The 26,214-nt window shown below is 69.0% G+C and carries 17 protein-coding genes; 3 read left to right on the top strand and 14 right to left on the bottom strand.

Features of this window, described 5'->3' with window-relative positions:
- Nucleotide 1 precedes the first annotated feature (1 nt).
- Nucleotides 2-796, bottom strand: coding sequence for a DUF2182 domain-containing protein (locus tag LIN44_RS25960; protein WP_227315107.1), 795 nt, complete (start codon nt 794-796; stop codon nt 2-4).
- Nucleotides 793-1,437 carry a DUF1326 domain-containing protein gene (locus tag LIN44_RS25955; protein ID WP_227315106.1) on the bottom strand — a complete coding sequence of 215 codons (645 nt, stop codon included), beginning with the start codon at nt 1,435-1,437 and terminating at the stop codon, nt 793-795. The genes LIN44_RS25960 and LIN44_RS25955 overlap by 4 nt, the downstream gene beginning before the upstream one ends.
- Nucleotides 1,438-1,610: 173 nt before the next feature.
- On the opposite strand from LIN44_RS25955, the gene LIN44_RS25950 reads away from it, so the two are divergent.
- Nucleotides 1,611-1,901 carry a hypothetical protein gene (locus LIN44_RS25950; protein WP_227315105.1) on the top strand — a complete coding sequence of 97 codons (291 nt, stop codon included), beginning with the start codon at nt 1,611-1,613 and terminating at the stop codon, nt 1,899-1,901.
- Between the two features lie 159 nt (nt 1,902-2,060).
- On the opposite strand, the gene LIN44_RS25945 is transcribed toward LIN44_RS25950, so the two are convergent.
- The 9 genes from LIN44_RS25945 to LIN44_RS25905 form a co-directional block, all read right to left on the bottom strand.
- Nucleotides 2,061-5,372, bottom strand: coding sequence for a hybrid sensor histidine kinase/response regulator (locus LIN44_RS25945; RefSeq protein ID WP_227315104.1), 3,312 nt, complete (start codon nt 5,370-5,372; stop codon nt 2,061-2,063).
- An 88-nt stretch (nt 5,373-5,460) separates the two neighbouring features.
- Nucleotides 5,461-6,162: a response regulator transcription factor gene (locus LIN44_RS25940; RefSeq protein ID WP_227315103.1), complete on the bottom strand. Its 702-nt coding sequence runs from the start codon at nt 6,160-6,162 to the stop codon at nt 5,461-5,463.
- Between the two features lie 209 nt (nt 6,163-6,371).
- Nucleotides 6,372-7,013, bottom strand: a complete 642-nt coding sequence (locus LIN44_RS25935) for a response regulator transcription factor (protein ID WP_227315102.1) — start codon at nt 7,011-7,013, stop codon at nt 6,372-6,374.
- 131 nt (nt 7,014-7,144) lie between these two features.
- Nucleotides 7,145-10,537, bottom strand: coding sequence for an ATP-binding protein (locus LIN44_RS25930; RefSeq protein ID WP_227315101.1), 3,393 nt, complete (start codon nt 10,535-10,537; stop codon nt 7,145-7,147).
- A 203-nt stretch (nt 10,538-10,740) separates the two neighbouring features.
- On the bottom strand, nt 10,741-13,326 hold the full coding sequence (locus LIN44_RS25925) for a fimbria/pilus outer membrane usher protein (RefSeq protein WP_227315100.1): 2,586 nt from the start codon (nt 13,324-13,326) through the stop codon (nt 10,741-10,743).
- Nucleotides 13,327-13,440: 114 nt separating this feature from the next.
- On the bottom strand, nt 13,441-14,211 hold the full coding sequence (locus LIN44_RS25920) for a fimbria/pilus periplasmic chaperone (RefSeq protein WP_227315099.1): 771 nt from the start codon (nt 14,209-14,211) through the stop codon (nt 13,441-13,443).
- A gap of 132 nt (nt 14,212-14,343) precedes the next feature.
- Complete coding sequence (locus LIN44_RS25915; protein WP_304524192.1) at nt 14,344-14,892, bottom strand: fimbrial protein; 549 nt, start codon at nt 14,890-14,892, stop codon at nt 14,344-14,346.
- A 289-nt stretch (nt 14,893-15,181) separates the two neighbouring features.
- Nucleotides 15,182-16,591: an ATP-binding protein gene (locus tag LIN44_RS25910; protein ID WP_227315098.1), complete on the bottom strand. Its 1,410-nt coding sequence runs from the start codon at nt 16,589-16,591 to the stop codon at nt 15,182-15,184.
- On the bottom strand, nt 16,588-17,307 hold the full coding sequence (locus tag LIN44_RS25905) for a response regulator transcription factor (protein ID WP_227315097.1): 720 nt from the start codon (nt 17,305-17,307) through the stop codon (nt 16,588-16,590). The genes LIN44_RS25910 and LIN44_RS25905 overlap by 4 nt, the downstream gene beginning before the upstream one ends.
- A gap of 311 nt (nt 17,308-17,618) precedes the next feature.
- Here LIN44_RS25905 and LIN44_RS25900 point away from each other — a divergent pair, with 311 nt between their 5' ends.
- Both LIN44_RS25900 and LIN44_RS25895 read left to right on the top strand, forming a co-directional pair.
- Nucleotides 17,619-19,553 carry a ligand-gated channel protein gene (locus LIN44_RS25900; RefSeq protein ID WP_255638472.1) on the top strand — a complete coding sequence of 645 codons (1,935 nt, stop codon included), beginning with the start codon at nt 17,619-17,621 and terminating at the stop codon, nt 19,551-19,553.
- A gap of 51 nt (nt 19,554-19,604) precedes the next feature.
- Nucleotides 19,605-20,534 carry a siderophore ABC transporter substrate-binding protein gene (locus LIN44_RS25895; RefSeq protein WP_227315096.1) on the top strand — a complete coding sequence of 310 codons (930 nt, stop codon included), beginning with the start codon at nt 19,605-19,607 and terminating at the stop codon, nt 20,532-20,534.
- 18 nt (nt 20,535-20,552) lie between these two features.
- Here the strand turns inward: LIN44_RS25895 and treF are convergent, their stop codons facing one another.
- From treF to LIN44_RS25880, 3 genes are all read right to left on the bottom strand, one after another.
- Nucleotides 20,553-22,340: an alpha,alpha-trehalase TreF gene (treF, locus tag LIN44_RS25890; protein ID WP_227315095.1), complete on the bottom strand. Its 1,788-nt coding sequence runs from the start codon at nt 22,338-22,340 to the stop codon at nt 20,553-20,555.
- A gap of 129 nt (nt 22,341-22,469) precedes the next feature.
- Nucleotides 22,470-23,894 (bottom strand): multidrug transporter subunit MdtD, encoded by a 1,425-nt coding sequence (gene mdtD, locus LIN44_RS25885; RefSeq protein ID WP_227315094.1) that lies wholly within the window; start codon nt 23,892-23,894, stop codon nt 22,470-22,472.
- A 101-nt stretch (nt 23,895-23,995) separates the two neighbouring features.
- Nucleotides 23,996-26,185: a TonB-dependent receptor gene (locus tag LIN44_RS25880; protein ID WP_227315093.1), complete on the bottom strand. Its 2,190-nt coding sequence runs from the start codon at nt 26,183-26,185 to the stop codon at nt 23,996-23,998.
- Between the last annotated feature and the right edge of the window lie 29 nt (nt 26,186-26,214).

Raw genomic sequence — 26,214 nt, 5'->3', positions numbered from 1 at the left:
CTCACTCGACCAGCAAGGTTGCGCCGGCCCAGACGATCAGCAGGACACCCAGCACGCGGCCGGCACGCTCGCCGCCGGGCAGGATTTTTTCGACGAACACCACCAGGGACAGCGCGGCGATCCAAACGATGTTCATGATGCCGCCGACAAACAGTAAGGCCATCAGCATCCAGCAGCAGCCCACGCAGTAGGCGCCGTGGCGCAGGCCGAGCAGGAAACTGCCGGCGACGCCGGGACGCCAGTGCGTGACCAGGAGAGCCGCGGGCGAGCGGCACTGCGCCAGGCACGCGCGCTTGAGCGGCAAAAACTGATAGACGCCCGCCACGAGCAGCACGACCGCGGAAAGGAGCGCGCTCTTGGACCACAGCATCATTGCCGAGATGAGGCCGGCGGGTTGCAGCGCCAACTGCAGCAATGCCGCGCCAATCGAGAACCCCAGCCATGCAGTGAGGTAGCCGGCCAGCAGGAACATCGACGTGGCAGCAGGCCTGCCCTCGGACGTGCCGTGATACCGCAATACGCGCCGATGCAGCAAGATGACCGGCGCCGCGCTGGGCGTCATCATCGCAATCATCATCACCCACCACATGAGGATGACGGTGAACAACGGCGTGTCCATGCCCCCGATACCACCGGGCAGCCGATGCGGAAAAAGCGTGACTGCCGTCATGTCGAGCGCAGACATGCCGGTACCCGCCCCCGTCCACAGATAGCCCCACGACAACCCGACAATGGCGACGATGCCGAGTAACGTGATGGCGCGCTCGCGTCCGAGGACGCTGTCGAGACTGCTCATGCGGCGGTGCGATGCCGGATCAGTCCCTGGTTGTTCATGTGCAATCGTGCGAATTGCGCGTAGGTGCCGTTGAGTTCCAGTGCGATATTGCCTTGCGAGCGGCTGGTGCCGGAGCCGATCTCGGCCAGCTCGTACTCGAAGCCGTGCGGCAGATCGATGCGGGCGCGATGTTCGGCGCCGGTGACCGGGTTGCGGATCGGTTCGCCGACCGTGTCGAACACACCTTCGACATGGATGCGGCCGCGGCGGGCATCGACGTCGACGTCAAAGTCGATCTTCGTGAAAATCGGCTCGAAGGCTTGCTCGAGTGTCGACGCGAACACCGCGAACATGGTCGCGAACGGCTCGGTGTCCTGCCCTGTCATGATCTTCAGGACGGCTTCGCGCTGCGCCGGCGTGGCCCGTTCGTCGACGATCGGCTGACACTTGCCTTTGCCTTCGTGGATGGGCCCGGGCCACTGGAACACCACGGCGATGTTGAGGCCGTCGAGTCGCACATTGCCGTAGTAGCCGTCGTTGATCGAGATCGCGCCCATGGCTTCGCAGAAGCCCTTGGTTGGCAGCGCGTTGAATTGGCATGGGCAACCGTACGAGCAATTGCAGTTGATCAGCTCGGTGCCTTGGATTTCCCAGGGGGTCATGGCAGTTCTCCTTGCGCTTGACGTCTGAAGCGCCTGCTTATCGTCCCCGCACGATGGGCAGTCTGGCTTGAATCTAGTGCGCTGCAAGGGGAAGTCAAGACGGGATCTGCGCCAGCATGTGCGTTCGGCGACCCAAGTCTTGTGAGGTACCATCGCGGGAAACGGAGGTCGCCATGCCTGCACCGATGCGCAAGAGCCTGTGGTGGTACAAGTTGTGCTGGATCCTGGTTTTGCTGTGCGCCTGCGCCTTGCTGGCCGGTGCGCCGTGGCTGCTGGTGGCCGGACTCTTTATAGCCGCCGCGTTGGCGGGCGGCGCTTCGGCGGCGTACCTGGAACAGATCCGGCCAACCATCGTCGCCGATTTCGTCTGGTTCGTTGCCCCCGGGGCGCTGTTTCTGTTCCCGCTTGCGCTGGCGATCCACAGCGTGCGCGTCTATCGCCTGAGCCGGACCGACTGGGCGTAAATCCCGTCTCGACCGCCTTGTCTGCCGCATGCGGCTACCGTCCGGTCGATGCGGCCTTCGGCGCGCAGGGCCTGCGCCGCGGCAAAGCCCGCTCCGGCGCACAGTTCCGTCAGCGCCTGGCCGATCTGCAGTGATGCCCGCGCGGCTGCGGCGCCGGCGTCAGGCGGCGTGGCTGCCGCACTGCGCTTCCAGCCGCTCCGCCAGTTGCTCCAGTTCGGCGTGGATCGCTTGCCAGTCGGCACCGATGGCGCCCAGCCCGGCGCGCCGCACGGTCTGTTCGAGCCAGCGGCAGGCCTGGCTCTGCACCGGATGGCCCATCACCGCCAGCGCGCCGGCCAGCCCGTGCAGGCGCTGGGCGAAGGTGTCGGCATCGCCGGCGAGCAGCGCCTCGGCCAGCGCGCGCTGGTCGCTGCGCAGTGCATCGGCATGCAGCACGGCGCCGCCGACGGCATGCCGGTCGGGCACCCTGCGTGCGGCCAGGCGGGTGCCGGAGTAGTCCTCGAGCAGCTCGCGCAGCGTGGCCAGGCCGACCGGCTTGGTCAGGCAGCGGTCGATGCCGGCGTGCCGGCAGCGCTCGGCCACATCGGGCCCCACGCTCGCGGTAATGGCGACGATGGGCATGGCATGTCCTGCCTCGCGCATGCGCCGCGCCAGCGTGAAGCCGTCCATGCCCGGCATCTGCAGGTCGGTGAGGATCAGGTCATAGTGACGCCCCGACGCCAGCGACAGGGCCTCGGGGCCATCGCTGGCCAGGTCGACCGATTGCCCCAGGCTTTCCAGCTGCTCGCGCATGACTACCTGGTTGATGGGGTGGTCTTCCACCAGCAGCAAGGCCAGCTGCGCGGCGGGCACTTCGGCGTGAGCCGGCGCCGCGCCGGGCATTTCCGCCACCTCCGCGCCCGCCGCGGCCGCGATCGCGGCGACCAGGCCGCGCCAGGCATAAGGCGAGGCCACCACGGGGGTCTGGGTCAGGTCCGGCGAGACCGGCGCCAGCGCGGAAATCACCACATCGGCATCGGGGCAGGCCGACAGGGTCTCTTCGTCGCAGACCAGGACGTCGACCGGCGTCACCGGCGGCGCGCCGGGGTCGTACCGGACCGCGCGGGCGCCGTAGAACCGCAGCAGCTGTTCCACGCCCAGATAGAGTTCCTGCAAGGTGACGTTCAGGCCCACGGACAGCCCGCGCAAGGCGGCCCGCGGCCATGCTTCCGCGGGCTCCGCGATGCCCGCGCTGGCCAGCGGCAGGCTGACGATAAAGCAGCTGCCCAGGCCGGGCTCGCTGACCACGCGGATCTCGCCGCGCATCAGCTCGACCAGCCGCCGGCAGATCGACAAACCCAGCCCCGTGCCGCCGTAGTGGCGCGTATCGGGCTGCTCGGCCTGCACGAACGGCTCGAACAGGCGGCGCTGGTCGTGCGCAGCGATGCCGATGCCGGTATCGACGACGCGGATCTCGACACCGTCGGCGCCGCTGCCATGGCCCGCCCGCATGCGCCTGGCCGTGACGATGACCTTGCCTTGCTCGGTGAACTTGACCGCATTGCTGACCAGGTTGTTCAGGATCTGCTCGACCTTGACCACGTCGGCCATCACCGGTTCGCACAGCGACGGATCGTTGATGCACAACAGGCGCAAGTGCTTGCGCGCGGCTTCGGCGGCAAAGCCCCGGGTCACTTCCTCGACCACCTCGTCGAGGCGGCACGGCCGCGGCTGCAGCGACATCTGGCCAGCCTCGATCTTGCTGAAGTCGAGCACGTCGTTGATGATGTCGATCAGCGATTGCGAGGCGTGCTGCATCACGGCCAGCTGGTCGCGCTGGCGCGGGTCCAGCCGCGTCATGCTGAGCAGTTCGATGCTGCCCAGCATGCCGTTGAGCGGGGTACGGATTTCATGGCTCATGGTGGCCAGGAACGAAGACTTGGCCCGGTTGGCGGCATCCGCGGCGCGGATGGCCTCGCGCAGGCGGGCCTCGCCGCGCCGCGCCTCGGTGACGTCGTTGAGGGCGCACAGCAGCGCGGCGCGGACCTCGTAGGTGATCTGCACCAGGCGGACTTCCAGGTAGCGTGTCTCGCCGTTGCTGCAGGCCATGTCGACATCGAAGCAAGGCAGCACCTGCGGCGGGCCTTCCGCGCTGGCGTCGCAGCTGGCCAGGCGGGCTTCGCATGCGTCCTGCAACTGCGCCAGCCCGGCAGGCGTGGCCTGGCCGATAAGCGACTGGGCCGCGGCATTGGCCAGCAGCACCTGGCGCGTGCTGCGCTCGACGATCATCAGGCCCACACCCGCCACCTCGATCACGAAGCGCCCCAGCGCGTCGCTTTCCTGCAGGCGCAGGGACTGGCGCTGCGCCGGCCGCATGATGCGCCGGTCGATCAGCCAGATCCACGCAAACACCATCAGCGACAGCGAACCGGTCAGGCCCAGCATCCAGAAGGTATTCTCGCGGAACTGCCGCCACACGCGGCCCACCTCGACCACGGCCACGGTGCGCCAGCCCCAGGCGTCGAGCGGGTACTCCAGCACCACCTCGTGCTCCAGCAGCCCGTGCCGCACCAGCGCCGACCGCACCGTGCCCGGCCGCGCGCCTTCGGCGGCGAGCGCCGCGGCAACCGGCGCTTCGAGCGGCCCGCCGGGCATGCCGTCGGCGGTCAGCACCATGCCGGCATCGGTCAGCAGCATGAAATCGCTGTCCACGGCCTGCCCGTCGGGCAGCATCGGCGACAGCGGAAACTCCATCGCCAGCACCGCGGCGGGCTCGCCGCCGTCCTGCACCAGGGTGGCAAAGGTGACGGTGCGGATGCCGCTGACCCAGTCCTGTGCCGGCGCCAGCATCACCGCCTGGCCCGGGTGTGCGCGCAGCCGCGCCAGCAGCGCATCGTTGCGCAGCCGCTGCAGGGTGTCGTGGAGGAAGTTGTGGCGCGCGTCGTCACGCTGCAACAGCGTGCGCGCCGGATTCAGGCGGCGCGGGACGACATACAGCTGGTCGGCCTGCAGGTCGATCAGGTAAGCGTTCTGCACGTCCCGGTATTGCAGGTTGTTGACGCGGAAGGTGAACGTCATCACGTCAGCCAGGTCCTTCAGCCGCTTGGCCGGTTGGCCGGCGTGCGCAGGCGCGACCAGCAAGGCGATGTACTGGCGGTCGCCGCGACGCTTCAGGCGGTCAGTCCATTGCGTGTCGCGGACCGCCGTGACATCGTCGGCCACGCCAATATCGGACAGCCGTGCCAGCGATCCCTGCGCGCGCACGGTCAGCGCCTCGGCCCGGTGCAGCGTCGACTGCAGCTGCTCGGACTGTGCGCGCAGCACCATGCCCTGCCGGTCGATCGCCTCGCGCAGGCGGTAATGGAGCAGCACGCCCCACGACAATACCGTCAGGCCCACCACGCAGGCCGAGAACAGATAAACCAGATAGCGGATCTGGCGAATGCTAAGCGGCAATGCGGCGCCGCGGTCGGCCGGCATCAGCCTTTTCATCACTTACCTCGCATTTACGTCGGCCGGGCGGCGCATCCGGCCAGTTCAAGAGTGGCGGCAAGCCCGCGCGCATGCGGCGCCGGGCTGCTCACAACATGCCGCGCTGGATGGCGAAGGCGGCGAGCTCGACGTCGTTGTCGGCGCCGATCTTGCGCATGACGCTCTGCTTCTGCGTGCTGATCGTCTTGACGGTCCGGCCCGTGCGCTCGGCAATGGCGGTCACGGACAGGCCGGACAGATAGAGCCGCAGCACTTCGCTTTCGCGGGTGGTGAGCAGTTCGGCCCAATCGTCCCAGTCGGCCAGGCTGCGGCAGCGCCGGCCCCAGATCAGGTCACAGGCGATTTCCGAGACCGAGGCGAGTTCGAGGTGAGCCATCCGGACCGCCTTGACCACCTCGTCGACGTGATCGCGGGCGGTCACGACGTTGCGGCAGCCATCCCGGATCAACCCGAGCACGCCGGCACGGTCCGCGATGTTGGCGATGGCCACCACGCGCTGCCGTCCCAGCCCGGCCAGCCGCGCGCCCAGGCGCGCGTAGCCGTCAGGCTCGCGGTCTTTGCCGTTGCCGAGCGGGAACCGCAGCGCCACTACATCGCAGGCGCGCTGCCGCAATGCCTGCAACAGGCCGCGTTCATCGGCCACCAGCTCAACCAGCTCAATGCAGGCGCTGGCCGCGAGCTGCCGGCTCAGCAGGCGCCGCATGACTGGTTGCGGGTCCGCGACGATCACCCGGATGCTTTCCATGGCCGCCTTACGCTCCACCGTTGTCCCGGTTTCAGGATGGGCCATGGGCCTGGCTTGCGGAATCAGCCAAGCCTGAAATGTCGGCGGTATTTTCTGATCCGGCACCCGGCAAGGGGATGCGCGTTCGGATGACGCGCGGCGATAACCTCGCGGGGCAGAGCCCGCGCAGAAAGAGACGGTGAAAAAAGAGGAAGGGAAAGAAGAGAAGAAAGCCGGGTGCTCATGCACCCGCGGCCGCGCAGCGGCCGCGAGGCTTATGCGCCGCCAAGCAAGCCGCTGGTGCGGGCATACTCGTAAAGCTCATAATCATTTGCCAGGCCCAGCTTCTTCATGGCAATGCTCTTTTGCGCGCTGATGGTCTTGCTGCTGCGATTGGCCTGGCGTGCAATCTCGATGACCGGCACCCCGGCCGCGCACTGCCGGATCACTTCGAGTTCCCGGCGCGTCAGGATCGGGCGGCGCGACAGCTCGTCGAGACCGCCGGAGGCAAGGATGGCGCGCACCGATGCCGGCTGGTAGCTCAGCCCGCTGAACGCGGCGCGCACCGCGGGAATCAGTTCCTGTACCGGATCGGTCTTGTTGAGGATTACCGAAATGCCGACCTTCTGGATATTGCGGATCAGCGCCGGATTATCCAGCATGGTCATGACCACGATGCGCGTGGTGGGATAGCGGCGCCGCAGCATTTGCAGCATCGGCAGGCCGTCGCCAAACTGCCCGCCGGGCATGGAATAATCGGTCACGATGACGTCGCAATCGGTGCTTTCGAGCAACGCGACCAGCTGCGTCGAATTGGCGGCGCTGCCTACGACCTGCATGCCCACTTCAAGCGCCAGCACACGGCTCATCCCGTCCAGGACGACGGGGTGGTCATCGGCGATGATTATCTTGATCATGCTTACCCCCTGATTTTCGGTTCCGTGGCCACGCAGCGGTGCGCCTGGGAACTGAGCCGGTATTCAATACCGGTCATTTTCGCTGATTTGAATATTAGGAGTCTTCCGAACAGCCCGAATTAAGGTATTCCTTAAATGCTACTCCGCCAATCGCCCTGGTGGCCGTTCTGGTTGCCGTTCTGGTTGCCGTTCTGGCTGCTGGCCGGGCCGTCGGGCCCGTCAAAGTACGCTGCAAGATACAAGGCCAGGTTGTCGACATGGGCCTGCACGGCCTCTTGCGCCTGCGCCACGTCCCGTTCCAGTTCCCGGCACAATGCGACGATTTCGTCGCCGTCTTCGGCGAGCGCCATGGCGCCGCGCATGCGGTGGGCGTGGTGGCGAAGCGCCTTCAGTTCCCCGCTGGCCGCGGCGGCTGACAGCGCCGCAAAATCGTCGCGCATGGTACGCGCCAGCAATGCCAGGCTGGCGGCGCTGTCGGCCATCCGCGGCAAGGCGCTGTCGTTGGCCTCATGGTCGGCCTGGTGGTCACCCAACGGCACCGGGGACGCGGCATGCGCCGGCAGCACCGCCCGCAGGCACTCGGCCAGCGGCCCCAGCAACACGGGCTTGGACAGGTAACGGTCCATGCCGGCGGCCAGGCAGCGCTCCGCCTCACCCGGCGCAATGCTCGCGGTCAGCCCCACGATCGGTACCGTAGCCCCTTGCGCGCGCAGCCTGCGGCTCAGCTCGTTGCCGTCCATACCGGGCATGTGGATGTCGGTGAGCACCAGGTCGAACTTGCGCTGCTGCCACAGCCCCAGCGCCTCTTCGCCACCGGCCGCCAGCGTGGCGCGGCAGCCAAGGCGTTCGAGCTGCTGCTGCATCAGCAGACGGTTGTAGGGGTGGTCGTCCACCACCAGGATCTCCAGGTCCAGGCGCGGCACGGGATCGGCTGCCGTCGCCGCGGGCGGCGCACTCGCCGGCGTCATGCCGGCGGCCAGGCAAAGCGCGCGCAGGATGCCGGCCTGGTGATAGGCGTTGACCAGCCAGCTGCCGCCGACGAGCTGCGGTTCGGCCGGACCGTCGGCGCGTGCGAACACCACGCCGGCGTAGCCCTCCGGAATGGCCGCGATACGGCGGGTGGCGACGAACAGCACCATGCCCGCCGCCGGCGCCGGCCCGCTGCAGGCGATCGCCTCGCACCCCATCGCACGCAGCGTGTCGATGGCATGGTTGCGGATCTCTTCGTCCTCGGTCAGCACGGCCACCGGCGGCAGCACCGGCTCCAGCGCCGCGCGCGGCCCCGCCTGCGGCAGCCTGAGCAAGACCCGGAACACGCTGCCCTTGCCGGGCTCGCTGTGCACGGAAACGCTGCCGTCCATCAGCGCGGCCAGCCGCCGGCAGATCGACAAGCCCAGGCCGGTCCCGCCATACCGCCTGGCGGTGGACGGGTCGGCCTGCACGAACGGCTCGAACAGTTTTTCTTGTATTTCGGGCGCGATGCCCGGCCCGGTATCCGCCACCTCGAGCAGGATCGCGATCCTGCCTGCCGCGTCGGCAGCCTCCGGCACATCGGCCCGCGGCGCGCGCGCCAAGCGCACGATGACATGGCCTGTGGCGGTGAATTTCAGCGCATTGCCGAGCAGGTTGCCGATGATCTGGCGCACCCGCACCGGGTCGCCGGCCAGGCAGGGCAGGCCCGGCTCCGGATAGCACGACAGCGCCAGGCCCTTTTGCAGCGCGATCGGCGCGTGCGCCCGCACCGTCGACTCGAGCAGATCGACCGGATCGAACGGCACGCTGTCCAGGTGCATCTGTCCCGCTTCGGCGCGCGAGTAATCCAGCAGGTCGTCCAGGATCTGCAGCAGCACCTGCGACGAAGACCGGATGGTCGACAGCATCTCGCGCTGGCTATGCGCGAGGCCGGTCAGCGACAGCAGTTCCAGCGTGCCCAGCATGCCGTACAACGGCGTCCGGATTTCATGGCTCATGGTGGCCAGGAAGCGCAATTTGGCGGCGCTGGCCTCGTCTGCGAGCTGGCGTGCGCGTGCCAGCCTGCGGTGCGCCTCGCGTTCGTCCGTGACGTCATGGATCGCGCACAGCAACACGTCCTCGCCTTCAAAGCGGGTACGGCGACCGACCACCAGCACGTCGCGCGCGGCACCGGCACCCGCCGGCACCCGCACCTCCAGCCGCACGGGCGCGTCGCCGCGCTGCGCCAGGATGGCGTCCAGCCACGGCCGGCCCTGCGTGCGGGCATCCAGCGGCAGCCATTGCGCGGCGAGCGCGTTCTCGGCCCGCACATGCGCATCGGCGGTGCGCACCACCCGCAGGCCAACCGGCGCCGCCTGCATCACGGTGCGGTTGAAGCGCTCGCTGTCCTCGATGCGTTCGGCGTTGCGCCGCATCGGCACCAGCACCCGGCGCCGCACCATGCGCGCGCCTTGCAGCACCGCCGCGATGCCGAGCCCGTAGAGCAGCAGTGCCGCCGCCAGTGCCAGGCCGTGGTCCGCCAGCCCTTGCGACAGCGGATAGGCATAGGCCGCGCGCCAGCTGTGGTCGGGCGCCATGCTGCCGATCATCAGGCTGCCTTGCTCGAACCAGTAAGCCACGCCCCGCTCGCTGGCGGCCAGCTCACGGGCGACCCGCTCGCCCAGGGCGTGGGGACGCAACCAGCCGGCATCGCGGCCCTGGAACAGCAGCTTGCCGCGTTCATCGAAGAATACCGCGCGCTTGCCGGAGACCGGCTGGCCCGCCTGGGCGCCGCCCGGCATGCTGACATCGGCCATCAGCGCGCGTACGGGAATGGCCGTGGCGGCATAGCCCAGCAGCGTTCCGGCGGCGTTGTGAACGGGCAGGAAGCAGCTCAGCATCGTTTCCTGCCCGATCAGGCCAGGATAGGGGCCGGCCCACAGCGGCGTGCCGGCTGGCGTACTGGTCCGCACCTCGCTCGAGCGGCGCGCCAGCGCCTTGGCCCAGTTGCTGACGGCATCGGCCACCTGCGGCCCGCTCAGCCGCAACGCCGCCGGCAGCGCGGGGGTCACCAGCGCCTCGCTGCCGTCCGCCAGCAGAAACACCGAGCGCACCCCTTGCGGTGCCGTGCCCCAGTACGCGCGCTCGAAGATGGCGAAGCGGATGACATGCGACAGCGCCACGGACCGGTCCGCGCCGGGCACCGGCGCGCCGCGCATCAGGGTCGCGGGATTGATCAGTCCGGGCACCTCGACGGCACGCGCGCTGCCGACCGGCACGGCCATCAGCAAGGCTTCGAGCCGGGTCGCGGGACGATCGCTGCGCACCAGCCGGTATTCGGGCCCGGTGATCTCCGCCATGCGACGGATAAAGTACTCGTGGGTAGCCTTGGCCGCCAGCACGGCGCCAAAATGCTGGCGTGCGGACCACGCCTGCTCCCAGACAATGCGCTGGAACCGGCTATGCAGGAACAAGGCGAGGCAGCCGCTGATCACCACGATCAGCAGGGCGGCAACAACGGCGAGAAGGCGACCGGGAAACTGCTTGTTTGCGCGAGACAGCCAATTGGGCATTGGCGAAGCTCCTTCTCAGCAACCTGCCTGACGTCGCTCGGGGACCGGGCATCGCCCGGCGCCCCCTGGCTGGGGAATTGCCTACGGATTATGCATCAACATCCCGGGTGATCCCGGCTGATCCCGGCTCATCCCGGCCCGCCAGCACGCCAACGATGCGTCGCCAAGACTGACCCCGTCCATGGGCGGTGCCATGGCCCCGGTTACCGCGCCGCCGATGCCACGCACGCCCCGTCAAGCACCGCAAACGGGTTGGCCGGGTGCGCCGCTTCGGGCGGCAGGGCATAGGGCAGCGTGCACGAGGATTTGGCATCGCTGCCCCATTTCACCAGCAGTTCGCCACGGTCCTGCTTCAGCCCGCGCACGATGATGCGCCCGCCCTGCCCCACCGTGCCGGCCGCCTGGCCCTGCGCATCGGTGACCTCCGCGCCGAACGGCAGCGGCGCCCCATCCGGGCCCATGACACGCAGGATCGCGGCACGCCCGGGGTTCTCGGTCTCGAACTTCATCTTCACGATGGCGCCCGCGGTTGGCGCCGTGTTTTGCAGCGTGGTCTTCAGCGACACGCTGATCGGCAGCCCCTTGGGGTCGATCTCGACCTGGTTGCTGGAGAACGGGGTCAGGCTCGGCACGAGAGCGTGGCCCCACGGATCCACGCGCAGGCCGCTGCCGTTGGCCACTCGTGCGCCGGCTGCGTCCGCGGCCTCGACAATGGCCATGGTGTCGCCGGGCATCGGCGTGAACACCACGCCGCCGGCATAGGCGACGATGCCGCCGCTGATGCCGAAACCGGCCTGCGAGTAATTGTTGCCCTTGCTCGCGCTGGCCGTGACGGTGGCGAACGGAGACACGTAGCCGAGATTGGCGCCGACGGTGGCGGTATCGGCCGCATTGCCGCCGCCGGTGTAGCCGGCGTTGACGCCGTAGCTGAAGGCATTGTCGTCGCCCAGCGTGCCGGTCACCGATTCCTGCAGCGAGGTGCCGCCCTGGGAGTCGCGGGACAGGCTGGTCATCGAGTACGGCGCATGCTGCCCCGTGCCGAGCGGGATGCCCACCGTGAGCATCACCCGGTTATCCCATTTGCCGGCGTTGACGTTGAACTGGCGCGATGCCGAGACGCCGTAGTTGATGCGCTTGTAGCTGTTGTTGTAGCCCGCCTGGAACTGGGTGTCGCTGCCGCCGCGGTTCCAGTAGTTCTGCGTCGAGCCGGCCAGGTAGAATGAGCCGTAGCCCTGCGGCAGCATCTGGTTGATGGTGACCTGCAGCCGCCCGCGCTGGATCCCGCCCATTAACATGCCCGCGGCCATGCCGCGCTGCTCCAGGTCGCGCAGCGCCATGGCATCGGCCATGCTGAGGTAGCCGCTGCTGGAGTAGCGGTAGGCCGCCAGCGTCAGGTTGGTATTGGTCGGCGCCACCAGCTTGCTGTATGACAGCCGCAGGCTCTGGCCGCTGCGCCCGCCGGCATTCTGCAGGTCGGTCCAGGCTTGCGTGATGTCGGCGCCGAAAGCGCCCAGGTCCGTGTTCAGGGCGCCGCCGCCCATCACCGCCGTGTAGTCCTGTGCCGCAATGAAGCCGCCATAGCCCGTCACCATATTGTTGATGCCATGCTGGACCGTCGCCTGCATCATCATCGGCCGGCTGTGGAGCGCGACATTGCGGTACTGCCCCACGGTAATGCTGTAGCGCGTGATGCCGGGGCGCAGCGCGTTGACGGCCGCGGCATAGGGCAGGCGCGAAGTGCGCACGCTGCCGTCGGCCTCCGTGATCACCAGCTCCAGGTCGCCGCCATAGCCGGTCGGATACAGGTCGGTGATCTCGAACGCGCCGGGCGCGACCGTGGTTTCGTAGATGATGTTGCCGCCCTGGCGCACCTGCACGCGGGCATTGCTGTTGGCAATGCCGCGCACGACCGGTGCATAGCCGCGCTGCGACTCCGGATACATGCGGTCGTCGCTGGCGACCTGCACGCCACGGAAGCCGAAGCTGTCGAACAGCGCGCCGTCGGTATAGGCCTCGCCGATCACCAGCTGGCTGCGGATCGGCGCAAGCGCGCGCTGCAGGCTGGTCTGCACGCTCTGGTAGCGGTTGCCGCCGATATCGCCATGCGTCAGGTTGCCCACATGACGGAAGCGCCAGGCGCCGACGTTGACGCCGGCATTCAGGCCGACATAGGTCTGCGTGGTCGACAGCCCGCTCGCATCCGAGTGGTAGACGTTGGCGTTGTACTGCAGCCGCGCCGCGGTGACGCCGTCGTCCCAGTACTTGGGATCGACATAGCCGCGTGCCGTGCGCGACAGGGCAATCTGCGGCACCGACACGTCCAGCCGCTGCTCGCCGTTGTCGAAGCTGGCGGTGGCATCGGGGACCAGGTCGGGCAATGCCACGCAGCCGGCCAGCAGCCGTGCCGACGCGTCCGGCGAGAGCTTGCCCAGGTCGATCCCCATGCGCTCGACCGCGGCGCGGTCAAAGCAGGGCTGCACGTTGCGGGCGTCGTCGCCGATCTGGCGCAGCGTCACCTCGGTGCGGCCCAGCCAGACGTCGTTCACGTAGAGCTCGGCGCGATAGTCGCCCGGCAAGGCCACGTTGCCCTTGTTGAAGCGGCTGACGTCGATGCGGACCCCGCCTGGCTGTTGCAGGAAGGTATCGTTGAATTCGACTTCGGCGACCAATGTCGAACCGCGGGAACTGCCGGGCGCTCCCCACGCGCTGACGCTGGCAAACAAGGACAACACTACCGCGCTGGCCGGACTCAGCCGCGACGGGAACGACGAGGTCTTCTGGGTTCTCATGGTTTATGCCGGATTTCTGGCACTGCGCGGGCAAGACTCGCCCCTGCCGCCTGCGCGGCATCGTCAATCGAAGGATTCAGCCTGGAAGTTCGCCGGGCGCCGCCCGGCGCAAGATCAGTGCGAAACGGCCTGGGTGCTAGCGCCGTCGAGCGTGGCTTCACCGCGCGCGGCGCCGCCGTAGTCATTGATGGAGTTGAAGCGGACCCTGGCGTCGGGGCCCTGCGCCACCTCGCCAGTCAGCGGGAAGCTTCGGGTCTCGCCCGGCGCGATCATGCCGCCGTCTTCAAAGCGGGCGGTCTTGCCGCCGCCGACCAGTTCAATCTTGGCGAAGGAAACGTGATACGCACTCGGGTTGCTGCCCTCCAGCGCGGTCTTGCCGCCAGCGTGGACGACGCGCCAGCGGATCAGGCCAGGCGCCTCGTCCGCCGTGCCCTTCAGGCCCGCGGGCCGAAAGAACAGCTTGATGCGCGAGCGAAACGCCAGTTGCAGCTTATTGGTATCGGCCTCTTCCGCCGACGGCTTGGGCGGGATTTCGAGCACATTGAGCCAGAACACCGATTCGCGGTCCTGCGCCAGCGGCTCGCCGGTATAGATGATGCGCAGCGTCTGGCCCTTGCCCGGATCGATACGCGACACCGGCGGGGTCACGGTGAACGGAACTTCGATGGCCGCCGGCGCTGCCTTGGGATCGCCCTTGTCGATCCACACCTGCGTCAGGGCCGGCATCTTGCCTTCGTTGGTCAGCTTGATGGTGGCCTCGGTCTCCTGGGCACGATAGATGACCCGCGTACCGGCGATGACCACGGAGGCCTGCGCGTGCACGGCACTCAGGAGCCCCAGCGCAACAACGCCGGCGTAAATCAGGGACTTGATTGTCATGTTCATGATGGCAGCGGGACCCATGGTTCGGATGAACCGGCAACCGGATGGACCGCCAAATGGGTTTACCGGCGCACATCGGGTAGTGCAAGGCGCGGAGCGCGCCGGTAACACGCTCCGCACCCTCGGGCACAAGGCTTACTCGTAGGCGATGGAGTACATCACGCTTGAGTTGGCGGGACCGGCACCTGCCACGCCGGTGGCGTAGTACTGCGCGTAGTACGACAGCGTGGCCGCACCGTTGACGATCGGCACCGAATTCGAATTCTGCGCAGCATTGGTGGCGCCGGCGCTGATGGGGGTGTTGGCGGCGCCGCCGTTCAGCAGGCGGATCTGCACGTTCTGGGCGCCGCCCGCATCCAGGATCAGGTTGCCGGTGCTGAGGTCGGTGGTCGGGCCAGCCTCGAAGAACGTATGCACGTTGCCGGTGTCTGGCGTGCACTCGGTCAGCGCGATGTTGAAGGGCGTCTGTCCAGCGACCTTGCCGGCCCCGTTCAGGGTCAAGGCCGAAACCGTCGGCAGCTGCACTGTAAAGTCGTGCGAGCCGGTGCCGTTGCCGTTGATGGTGCAGGTCTGGGCGGTGATATTGCCTTTGAAAGTGATGGTGCCATCGGCGGCATGGGCAAACTGCGCGCCCATGGCGGTACCGGCGACGATCAGAGCGGCGAGAAGCTTGTTATTGGTCATGATGGGTGATTCGGAGGTAGGTAGGTCAATGGCTCGCGGATCCGGCGGATCCTTGCCTTGCCCCGTGCCGCGTGCAATTGCCGATCAGCTTGTGCAGTTGCCGGCCGCCCCGGGGACAAGTGGAATATAGGGATGGGGCTTAATGCCACCAATCAGGCAAGCCTTAGATCTTGTTCGGAATTTTCCCTTTGACATGCCACGGTCACGCCATGATGCGTTGACACCACCGGGGGCCGGCGTGGGTCGCCCAGCCCCTAAGCCGCCCTGTTGCAGGGCCGCGCTGCGCGCCTCAGGCCAGGCGCGGCAGTGACACCGATACCGCAAGCCCGCTCGGCCGGGCGTTGCGGGCCGACACCGTACCGCCATGCGCTGCGATGCCCGCATGCGCGATGCTCAGCCCGAGGCCCGCGCCGGCCGGATGGCCCGGGCCGCTGCGCACGCGGTAGAACGGTTCGAACAGGCTTGCCAGCGCCTCTGGCGGCACGCCGGGGCCGCCGTCGACGATATCGAGCCGGATTGCCGCCGCGTCGGCCTGCAGTGTCACGGTAACGGGCGCGGCCGGGTCAGTGTACCGGATCGCGTTGCGCAGGATGTTCTCGATGGCGCTGCCCAGCGCCGCACCGTCGGCGTCGAAGATCAGTTCGCCGGGCCGGGTCCAGCGGATCGCCACGCCCCGGGCCGCGGCCTCGAAACGCGCATCGGCGACGATCCCGTCGACCAGTTCGCCGAGGTCGATGGGCTTGCGCACCGGTGCCGCCGCGTGCAGGCGCGCCAGCTGCAGCGTGCGCTCGACCAGGCCATCGAGCCGTTCGGTCTCGCGCTCGATGCGCTCGAACTGCAGCGCGAGCGTGGCGTCGCGGCGGCGCGCCAGCTCCAGCGACAAGCGCAGCCGCCCCAGCGGTGAACGCAACTCATGCGCAATATTGCGCAGCAGTTGCTCGCGCCAGTCCACCAGGCACTGCAGCCGGTCGGCCATGGCGTCGAAATCGCGCGCGAGCTGGCCCAGTTCGTCGGCGCGGCGCGCCAGTAACTGCGGCGTGCGCGTGGCCAGTTCGCCCGCGGCCAGCGCCTGCGTGGCTTCGCGCAGGCGCCGCACCGGGCCGGTCACGTGCCGCGTCAGGGCCCAGCACAGCGGCGCCGAGACCGCCAGCGCGAACATGCCCAGCGCCAGCGCCACCGGCGACAGGCGCAGCACCTCCCAGCGCGACGAGTCGAACGGCAGGAACAGCATCAGCACCTCGCTGCCGTCCGGCAGCACGATCGGTTGCGGGTCCCACCATGACACGCGCGCACCGGGGCGCGCGACCTGCGCGACCGCATGGCCGATCATGCCCGCGCGCCACACCGGCACGATCCGGTCGACGAGATGGTCGCGCAGCCGCGCCGGCAGTTGCCGGCCGAGCAGGTCCTGCAGCGCGGGATCGACGATATAGACGTCCAGCGCCGAGGCATGCGAGTCCATCATCCGCAGCCAGCGCCTGAGCCCCGGACGCCCCTGGGTGCGCGCCACCTCGACCGCGTCCGCGGTCAGCGCGGCAGGGCTCAGGCCGTCGAGCGCCTCGAAGCGGTACCAGGCCACCGCGGCGGTCAGCGCCATGCCGATGCCGACGATCGCGGCCATGCCGAGCCAGAAGGCCAGGAAGTTGCGCCAGAACAGCGGCAGCGGCAACAGCGCGCGCACGCTGCGCCAGCCGTTCACGGCACCTGCACCAGCAGGTAACCCCGGCCGCGCAGGTTGCGGATGCGCAGCGGCGACGAGGTGCCGTCGAGCGCCAGCTTGCGGCGCAGCGCGCTGACATGGGTATCGAGGCTGCGATCGTAGCGCTCCGGAGCGCGTCCCAGCGCGAACCGCCCGATTTCCTCCCGCGCGACCACCCGGCCCGCCGAACGCATCAGGATTTCCAGCACGCGCTGCTCGGCGCCGGTCAGCGTGGCCTGTGCAGGTCCGTGCATGGCTTCGCCGGAAGCCAGGTTCAGGCGCAGCGCGCCGGCTTCCAGCCATGCGCTGGCGCCGCTGGCCGGCAGCGCGCACTGGAACCGGCGCAGCACCGCGTGCATGCGCGCCCGCAGTTCGCGCGGGCTGAAGGGCTTGCTCAGGTAGTCGTCGGCGCCCAGTTCCAGACCGAGCACGCGGTCGGTCTCGTCGCCATGCGCGGTAAACATGATCACCGGGCGCTGCGAGCGCGCGCGATGCAGCCGCAGCAGCTCCAGGCCGTTGCCGTCGGGCAGCATCAGGTCGAGCAGCGCGACATCGTAGTCATTGCGGGCCAGCAGGGCCTCGCCCTGCTCGCGGGTGTGCGCCAGCGTGACGGTGCAGTGGTCGGGCTCCAGGTACTCGCGCAGCATCTGCGCCAGTTCCAGGTCGTCGTCGATCAGCAGCACGCGCGCGGGCGGCGGGTGAGAACACATCAGCATGCAGCTTGCCGCGGGCCTGGCGGGCGAGGAATGGGCCGCCGACCCCCGGTTCCGTCAAGAAACGTCAAGAAAACAAAAGCTTTCCAAAGTGACTGGTTAGCAATTTGGATCCCCGATTCTAATATGAGAATGATTGTTATTTGCATACAGCGGGGAAAATAATGAAGGACAGGCAGGCCGCCGGACGCGGGTGGGCATTGAAGGCGGCAGCACGGGTAGTGGTCGGGGCGGCATCATCGGCGGGCACGCCGCGGGGCATAGCGCAGGGTCAGTGGATCAAGGGGCTGGCAGCGCTCTGCGCGGCCTCGGGCATGACGGGGACCTGGGCCCAGGCGGAGGCACCCAAGGCGGAAGCCACCCTTGCCACCGTGGTGGTGACCGCGGCCGGCAGCGCGCAGGACATCCGCGATGCGCCTGCGTCGATCAGCGTGGTCACGCGTTCGGACCTGGAAAACAAGGCTTACCGCGACGTCAACGACGCGCTGGTCGAAGTGCCGGGCGTGATCGTCAGCGGCGGCGGCGACCGCACCGATATCAGCCTGCGCGGCATGGGCGCCAAGTACACCCAGGTGCTGATCGACGGCAAGCGCCAGAGTTCGCGCGAGACCCGCACTAACTCCGATTCGTCCGGTGTCGAGAGCAGCTGGACCCCGCCGCTGGCCGCGATCGAGCGGATCGAAGTGGTGCGCGGCCCGATGTCGTCGCTGTATGGCTCCGATGCCATGGGCGGCGTGGTCAACATCATCACGCGCAAGGTGCCGAAACAATGGACCGGCGAGCTGCGCGGCGATGCCACGCTGCAGCAGCACAGCGACTCGGGCAACCAGTACCAGGGCAACTTCTACCTGGCCGGCCCGCTCAAGAGCGACCTGCTGGGGCTGCAGCTGTACGGCCAGAGCACGCACCGCGTCGAGGACGACATCGCTTACGGCTTCCACGGCCGCCGCTCTGAAAGCCTGACCGCCAAGCTGGCGCTGACTCCCACGCGCCAGCACGACATCGTGTTCGAGGCCACCGGCATGCGCCAGCAGCGCAGCGAGACCGTCGGCAAGACCGTGCCGCCGCTGCCGCCCGGCACGGCGTGCCCGCGCACCGGCTGCCCGACCTCGTCCGAGACCGACTACCGCAGCGAGAAGTACGCGTTGTCGCATACCGGGCGCTGGGGCTTCGGCGTCTCCGACAGCTATATCCAGCAAGAGGAGTTCGACAACCGCAGCCGCCGGATGAAGATCAGGAACCTGAACGCGCGCACCAGCTGGGCCATGCCGCTGGGCAGCCACATGCTGTCGGTCGGCGCCGAATACCTGAACCAGCGCCTGAACGACCAGACCGGTAACCAGATCGCGGGCGGCCCGAACCGGGTCGAGCGCTACCAGTGGGCGCTGTTTGCCGAGGACGAATGGCGCCTGGCGCAGAGCTTTGCGCTGACCGGCGGCGTGCGCATGGACCATGACCAGAACTTCGGCCAGCACTACAGCCCGCGCTTGTACGGCGTCTGGCACGCGGCCGAGCGATGGACCGTCAAGGGCGGCGTGTCCACCGGCTTCCGCGCGCCGGACCTGCGCCAGACCGTGGCCGGCTGGGGCCAGACCAGCCGCGGCGGCAATATGTACGGCAACCCGGACCTGAAGCCGGAGACCATGGTGTCGCAGGAACTGGGCCTGCTCTACGACAAGGGCAATGGCCTGCAGGCCGGCGTGACGCTGTTCAACAATGACTTCAAGGACAAGATCACGCGCGTGGCCTGCCCGCTCACGCAATGCAGCGACGGTCCCAACCAGTTCGGCGCTGCCCCGACCACGTACATGAACGTGGACCGCGCCTATTCGCGCGGGGTGGAAGCCAGCCTGCGCTGGCCCATCGCGCAGGCGTGGTCGCTGACGGGCAGCTATACCTACACCCGCTCGGAACAGAAGACCGGGCAGTACCAGGGCCAGCCGCTGAACCAGTTGCCGATGCACCTGCTGGTGGCCACGCTGAACTGGCGCCCCTCCGAAAAGCTCAACGCGTGGGCCCGCGTCAACTACCGCGGCAAGGAAAGCCAGCCGATCACCGGGCCGTCTTCCAGCACCGTGGTGGCGCCCTCGTACACCTTTGTCGACCTGGGCGCGACCTACGCGCTCACCAAGAACGTGTCGCTCTTCGCCGGCATCTACAACCTGTTCGACAAGCAGGTGAACTACACCGACTACGGCTATGTCGAGGATGGCCGGCGCTACTGGATGAGCGTGGCGGTGAAGTTCTGAACCCCGTGTTGCCGTGCGCCCCGGCGCATCCATCTCCAAGAGGAAATCCCGATGACGACCTACCAACCCAAGCGGCGGCGCCTGCTGGCCGCCTGCGCGGCGGCAATGCTGGCGCCTGCCCTGCCCGCCCTGGCGCTGCCGTTCAAGCATGCGCAAGGCATCACCGAAGTGCCCGACCATCCCGCCCGGATCGCGGTGTTCGACCTCGCCACGCTCGACGCCCTGCGCGTGCTGGACGCCCCGGTGGCCGGCGTGCCCGACGGCAAGCTGCCCGGCAAGCTCGGCATTTACCAGGACGCACGCTACACCCGGCTCGGGTCTGCCAGCGAGCCCGACGTCGACGCCCTGCGCGCGCTGGCGCCGCAGCTGATCGTGGTCGGCGGGCGCTCGGCATCGAAGTATGAAGCGATGGCAAAGCTGGCCCCCACGCTGGACCTGAGCCCGTCCCGCGATGACCTGGTCGGCAGCGTCGCCGCGCAGGCGGAACTGCTGGGCCAGCTGACCGGCCGCCAGGCCCGGGCCGCGCAGCAGGTTGCGGCGCTGCGCGCCGCGGTGGCGCGCCTGCAGGCGCAGGCGGCGGGCGCCGGTACCGCGCTGGTGGTGCTGACCACCGGCGGCAAGATCAGCGCACAGCCACCGGGCACGCGCTTTGGCGTGATCCATGCGGCGTTCGGCCTGCGCCCGGCGCTGGCCACCGCGCCGGAAGCCGGCGCGCGCGGCATGCCGATCACGCCGGCGGAGATCCGCCAGGCCGATCCGGACTGGCTGCTGGTGATCGACCGGGATGCCGCCATCGGGCGCGCCGGCCCCTCGGCCAAGGAACTGCTCGACGTGGCGCCGCTGCAGGGCGGGCGCGCCTGGCAACGCGGCCAGGTGCTGTACCTCGACCCGGCCAACTGGTACCTGCTCGGCGGCGCCGGGCTGGGCGCCATGCAGGACAACGTGAAGCAGATCGCCGACGCGCTCGCGCGGCAACACTGACCACAAGGCACGCGCGGCTCAACTCGCCGCGCCATCCGCGCGGCAAGTAGCCGGCACCTCGCCGTAGCGCGCCATCAGCGCACCGGCAACCGCATTGGTCCAGCCAAAGCCGTCCTGCAGCGGATACTCGCCGCCGCCCCCGCCCTGGGCGGCCCCTTCGATATGCCGGATGCGGTATTTCTCCACCAGCTTGCATTCGTGGGTGTACAGGCTGGCCACGGTGGCCAGCCAGCGCCGCGCAATCTCGCGCGCGAGGGCCGCGTGGCCATAGCGCTCCAGGCCGCATACCGCCAGCCATTGCAGCGGCGCCCAGCCATTGGGATGGTCCCATTGCTGGCCCGAGGTGCACTCCGTGGTGGCCAGGCCGCCGTCGACCAGCAGCCGCTCCTGCACCGCCCGCGCCACCGCTTGCGCCTGCGCCGGGCGGGCCAGGCCGAGATAGAGCGGCATCACGGTGGCGGCGGTGAGAAACCGGCGCGGTGCGCCGCGGCACCAGTCGTAGTCGATGAAGACGCCCCCGGCCTCGTCCCACAGGTACTGCAGGATGGCCGCCTCGCGCCGCTGCGCTGCGGCGCGGTAAGCCTCTGCCGCGGCATCGCCGGCGCGCTCGCACAGCGCGGCAAGCCGTGTTTCCAGGTGCCACAGCAGCGCATTGAGATCGACCGGCAGCATCGCCGTGGTGCGGATGGTGGCCAGGTCAGCGGGCTGGCCGGCGGCCGGGTCAGGCGCATCGAGCCAGCGCGAGCTGAAGTCCCAGCCCGACTCCGCCGCGGCGCGCAGGTCGCGGAACACCATATGGTGCGGGCGGCCGCTGCGCAGCGCGGTTTCCATGTCCTCCAGGAAAGCCTCCTCGCGCGGCCACGGGCGATCGTCCCAGTAGCGGTTGAGCAGCGCGCCGCCGGGCAGGCAGACCACGCGGCGGTGCGCGTGGCCGGGACTCAGGCCGTCGGCACCGTCCATCCAGAACGCATATTCGCGGCGCAGCTGCGGCAGGAAGTCCTGCGCGCTGGCGAGTTGCTCGCGTTCGAGCAGGTCCACCATCAACGCAAACACCGGCGGCTGCGAGCGGCTCAGGTAGTAGTTGCGGGTGCCGTTCGGCACCAGGCCGTAGGTATCGATCAGGTAGGCGAAATTCCGCGTCATCTCCACGATCAGGTCGCCGAGGCCGCTGCGGGCCAGCCCTTCCATGGTGAAGTAGGAATCCCAGTAATAGAGTTCGCCGAAGCGTCCGCCCGGCACCACATAGCGGTGCGGCAGCGGCAACAGCGACGACAGCGGTGGATGGTCCACGGGCTCGCGCGTCAACACCGGCCACAGGCCGTCGATATGCTCGCGCAAGGTGTTATCCGGGTCGGATACGTAGTGGCTTTCCGGCACGGTGGCGCGGGTGAAATACGCCTGCACGAAATCGGCCAGCGAAAAACCGGGTGTATCGCGCATCTCGCGATAGCGCGCCACGATCAGGTCCGGGTCGCAGTTGGGAATGCAGTCCGGGAAGGTCTTGCTGTCGGCGAACAGGCCGCTGTGCTGGACGTCGACGAACAGTTCGCAATAGCGTGCCGCCGGCGACAGCATGTCGGCGCACGCGCAGCCCGGCAGCGCGTGCGGCGGCGGGCAGTCGCGGTGCGTGATCAGTCGCGGGCGCGCGGCCGCATGGACCTGGCCGGGCGCCGCGGCGGGGCCGGCCACGGCGCCGGCGCCGTCCGGCGTGGCCGGGGCGCTGCGCGGCACCGTGCTGCCGCTGGCGGCGGTGCCGGGCTGCGGTGCCACCGCGGTTTCGGAATCGGGCTTGCCGGTCGGCCGCATGCGCGCCTCCTTGTACCGGCATCGGCCGGCTCCAACGGGATAGAAATAGGAGCCGCAAAGCGCATGGTAAGTTCGCCGCCGCGGCGCAAAGCGCTGCATGTGCCACGCCAGGGCGATACGGTCGGCGCGCTACACCTCCTTCTCGCCATGCTGCACCGGGATCGCCGGCGCGGCTTCGCGCACGCCCAGCTGCATGAAGATCCACGCCGACGCGCAGGTGATCAGCCCCATGCAGACAAAGGTGGCATGGAAGGCGGGCAGCACCGCGGCGGGATCCCCGCCAAAGCGGTGCTGGAAGGTTGCCAGCAACGCCCCTGCCGCGGTCACGGCCAGGCTCATCGACAGCATCTGCACCATCGACAGCATGCTGTTGCCGCTGCTGGCACCGGCGCCGCTGAGGTCCTTCAGCGTGACCGTGTTCATCGCCGTGAACTGGATCGAATTGACCATGCCGAACACGGCTAGCAGCGGCACCAGCAGCCACAGCGGCAGCTGCGGCGTGATCAGCGCAAAGGCCGCCATCACCACGCCGACCACGAAGGTGTTCGACACCAGCACGCGCCGGTAGCCATGGCGCTGGATCAGCCGCGTGGCGAGCCGCTTCGACGCCATGCCGGCCGCCGTGACCGGCAGCATCATCAGGCCGGCGTCCAGCGGCGCATAGCCCAGGCTGACCTGCAGCGTCAGCGGGATCAGGAACGGCATCGAGCCGTTGCCGATGCGCGCGAACAGGTTGCCCAGCAGCCCGACGCTGAAGCTGTGGATGCGGAACAGCCGCAATGGGAACAGCGGCTGCTTGCGCCGGTTGGCGTGCAGCCCGTAGGCGGTCAGCGCGGCCATGCTGCCGATCAGCAGCATCAGCACGGTGGCGTGCTGGAAGCCCAGCCCGGCGAGCCCGTCGAGCGAAAACGACAGCGCCAGCATGGCGGTGGCCAGCAGCAGGTAGCCCGCGAGATCGAAGCGGCCGACGCCGGCCAGCCGCGCATTCGGCATGTAGCGCACCGTGGCGAGCGCGCCCAGCACGCCGACCGGCACGTTGATCAGGAAGATCCAGTGCCACGACAGCGCCTGGGTCAGCCAGCCGCCCAGCGTGGGGCCGATCAGCGGGCCGATCATGCCGGGAATGGCGACGAAGCTCAGCGCCTGCAGGTACTGCTCGCGCGGGAAGGTGCGCAGCACCGAGAGCCGCCCCACCGGCAGCAGCATCGCGCCGCCCACGCCCTGCACCACGCGCGCGCCGATCAGGAAGTTCAGCGTCGGCGCGTAGGCGCACAGCAGCGAGCCGGCCACGAACAGCGCGATCGCGGTCTGGAAGATGGTGCGGGTGCCGAAGCGGTCGGCCAGCCAGCCCGAGGCCGGGATGATCACCGCCATCGTCAGCGAGTAGGCGATCACCACCGACTGCATCCGCAGCGGGCTCTCGCCCAGGCTATGCGCCATCGACGGCAGCGCGGTGTTGACGATGGTCGAGTCCAGCGTCTGCATGAAGAAGCCGACTGCCACCACCCACAGCATGATGCGGCGGGTGCGGTCGTCGGGTGCGGGCGAGGTCATGGTGCGGCTCCGGGTCCGGCCAGCGCCGCGGTGACCCGGTGCGCGCCGGCCAAAGCCAACACCTTAAAGGGCAACGACGGCCGAGGCAATCGGCGTGCGGCTTACAGCGCGGCGCGCAGCCCGATGAAGAAGCGCCGGCCCGGTGCCGGCTCGAAGTAGCGCCCGTTGGCCTCGTTGACGATCACCGAGCCGATGTAGCGCCGGTCGGCCAGGTTGTCGATGCGCCCGAACAGGTAAAGGCGGGTCGGGCCGATGCGGAACGCGTAGCCGGCGCGCAGGTTGATCACGGCATAGCCCGGCGCCGCCTGGGTGTTGAGGTCGTCGGCATAGACGCGGCTGTCGACGCGCAGCTCGGCCCCCAGCGTCAGCGGCGCGACGGGTCGCCACGACACGTCGGCGGCCAGGCTGTGGCGCGCGGTGCCGGGCAGGCGGTTGCCGGCCGCCACCGCCTGCCCCTGCGCATTGATGAAGCCATCGCCGAAGTACGCATCCAGCCAGGTATAGGCCAGCCCCGCCTCGATCCCGCTGCCGCCGCCCTGCCCCGGCGTGCCGAGCTCGCCGAGAAAGCCGCCGCGCCAGCCCAGTTCCAGGCCGCGCCGGCGCACGCCGCCGACGTTCTGGTAGACGGTGCGTCCGGCATTGTTCGATTGCGGCACCACCTCGTCATGGCTGTCGGCATCGAACAGCGCCGCTTCCAGCCGCTGCCCCGCCGCCTGCCACTTGATGCCGATCTCGCCCTGCCGGCTGGTCGAGGCCTGCAGGCCCAGGTTGCTGCCGGCGCCGCCGGGGCCGTAGGCCACCTCGGTCAGCGTCGGGGTCTCGAAGCCGCGGCCGAGGTTGGCGTAAACGTTGAGGGAATCCAGCGCATGCCAGACCAAGCCGAGCACCGGACTGACATTGCTGTAGCTGGCGAGGCCACTATCGTCGGGGCTGGCCGCATTGATGAAATGATCGTCGATGCCCAGCCGCACCCGGCTGGCGCGCGCCCCGCCCACCAGTTGCCAGGCCGGATGGAAGCTCCAGTCGAACTGGGCGAAGGCGCCGAGATCGGTCGCGGTATTGGTTTCGTCGCGGCGTAGCGCACCCTGCGAGCCGTTCTGGTTGACGTAGCCGTTGCGGCCGTCGCGCATGCCGTTGGCTTCGACCCCGGCGCTCCACAGCAAGGGCAGACCCGCGGCGGTGGTGGTGCGCCGGCTCCAGGACAGCGCGGCACCGCCGAAGGTGCGGTCGAGGTCGACGATGCCGCCGGACGACGCCGGCGCGGCGCCGCTGAAGCCCAGCCGCTGGTACAGGTTGCGCGTGCCGCCGTACAGGCGTGCCGACAGGCTGTCGCTGTCGCTGAGCTGGTGGTCCACCACCACCCCGGCCTGGGCCTGCTCGACGGTCTTGCCGGTATCGAACTGCGTCGCCGCGGCCACCGCCTGGCGCGGATCGGCATCGGCCTGCGCGCGGGTCAGGCCGAGCGGGTCCTGGGCCAGCGGCTGGTTGAAGTAGTTGAACTGCCCGGTCACGCGCGTGCCGCTGGCCGGCTGCGCCACCACTTTGGCATTGAGCTGGTAGCGGCGCGCCGCGCTGTGCTCGCGATAGCCGTCGGTCTGGTAGGTCCACGCATCGAGCGAGCCGCCGAGCCGGTCATTGCCGCCGGCCAGCGCCACGCCCGCCTGCCACTGGCCGTCGGCGCCGAAGCCGGTCGAGACGCGCCCGGTGAATCCGTCAGTGGGCGGATCCGGCGTGAACACCTGCACCACCCCGCCCGAGGCATTGCCATACAGCTGCGCGAACGGGCCGCGCAGCACCTCGACCCGGCTGGCATTGGCCAGGTCGGCCGTCGATGCCTGTCCCTGCCCGTCCGGCATGGTGGCGGGAATGCCGTCGACATAGAGGCGCACGCCACGCACACCGAAGGTCGAGCGCGTGCCGAAGCCGCGCACCGCCAGCTGCAGATCCTGCGCATAGTTTTGCCGGTCGCGCACCGCCACGCCGGGCACGCCGGCCAGTACCTCCGACATATTCACCAGCGGCGTGGCGCTGCGCAGCGGGTCGACCGGCACGCTGTCGATCGCGGCGGGCGCGTCGAAGCGGCGCTGCTCGCTGCGCGTGGCGCTGACGACCACGTCGGGCAGGGTCTCGCCGGTGGCCGCGGCAACGGCCGCGTCTGGCGCATCCGCCGCCCGCGCAGCAGCGCTGGCCAGCAGCAGCGCCGCGCGGGCCAGCGTGGAGACAGCCGGGAAACGGGAGAGAGCGCGGCGCTGCTGCCGCATTGCCAGGACCTGCCTGCCGCCGGGGTTCATGGGAATCGGAAGCGGTTGGGGCGCGGAAT

The sequence above is a fragment of the Cupriavidus sp. MP-37 genome (assembly GCF_020618415.1).
Lineage (GTDB): Bacteria > Pseudomonadota > Gammaproteobacteria > Burkholderiales > Burkholderiaceae > Cupriavidus.
Note: the sequence above shows the minus strand (reverse complement) of the source record. Positions and strands in the feature narration are given on the sequence as shown.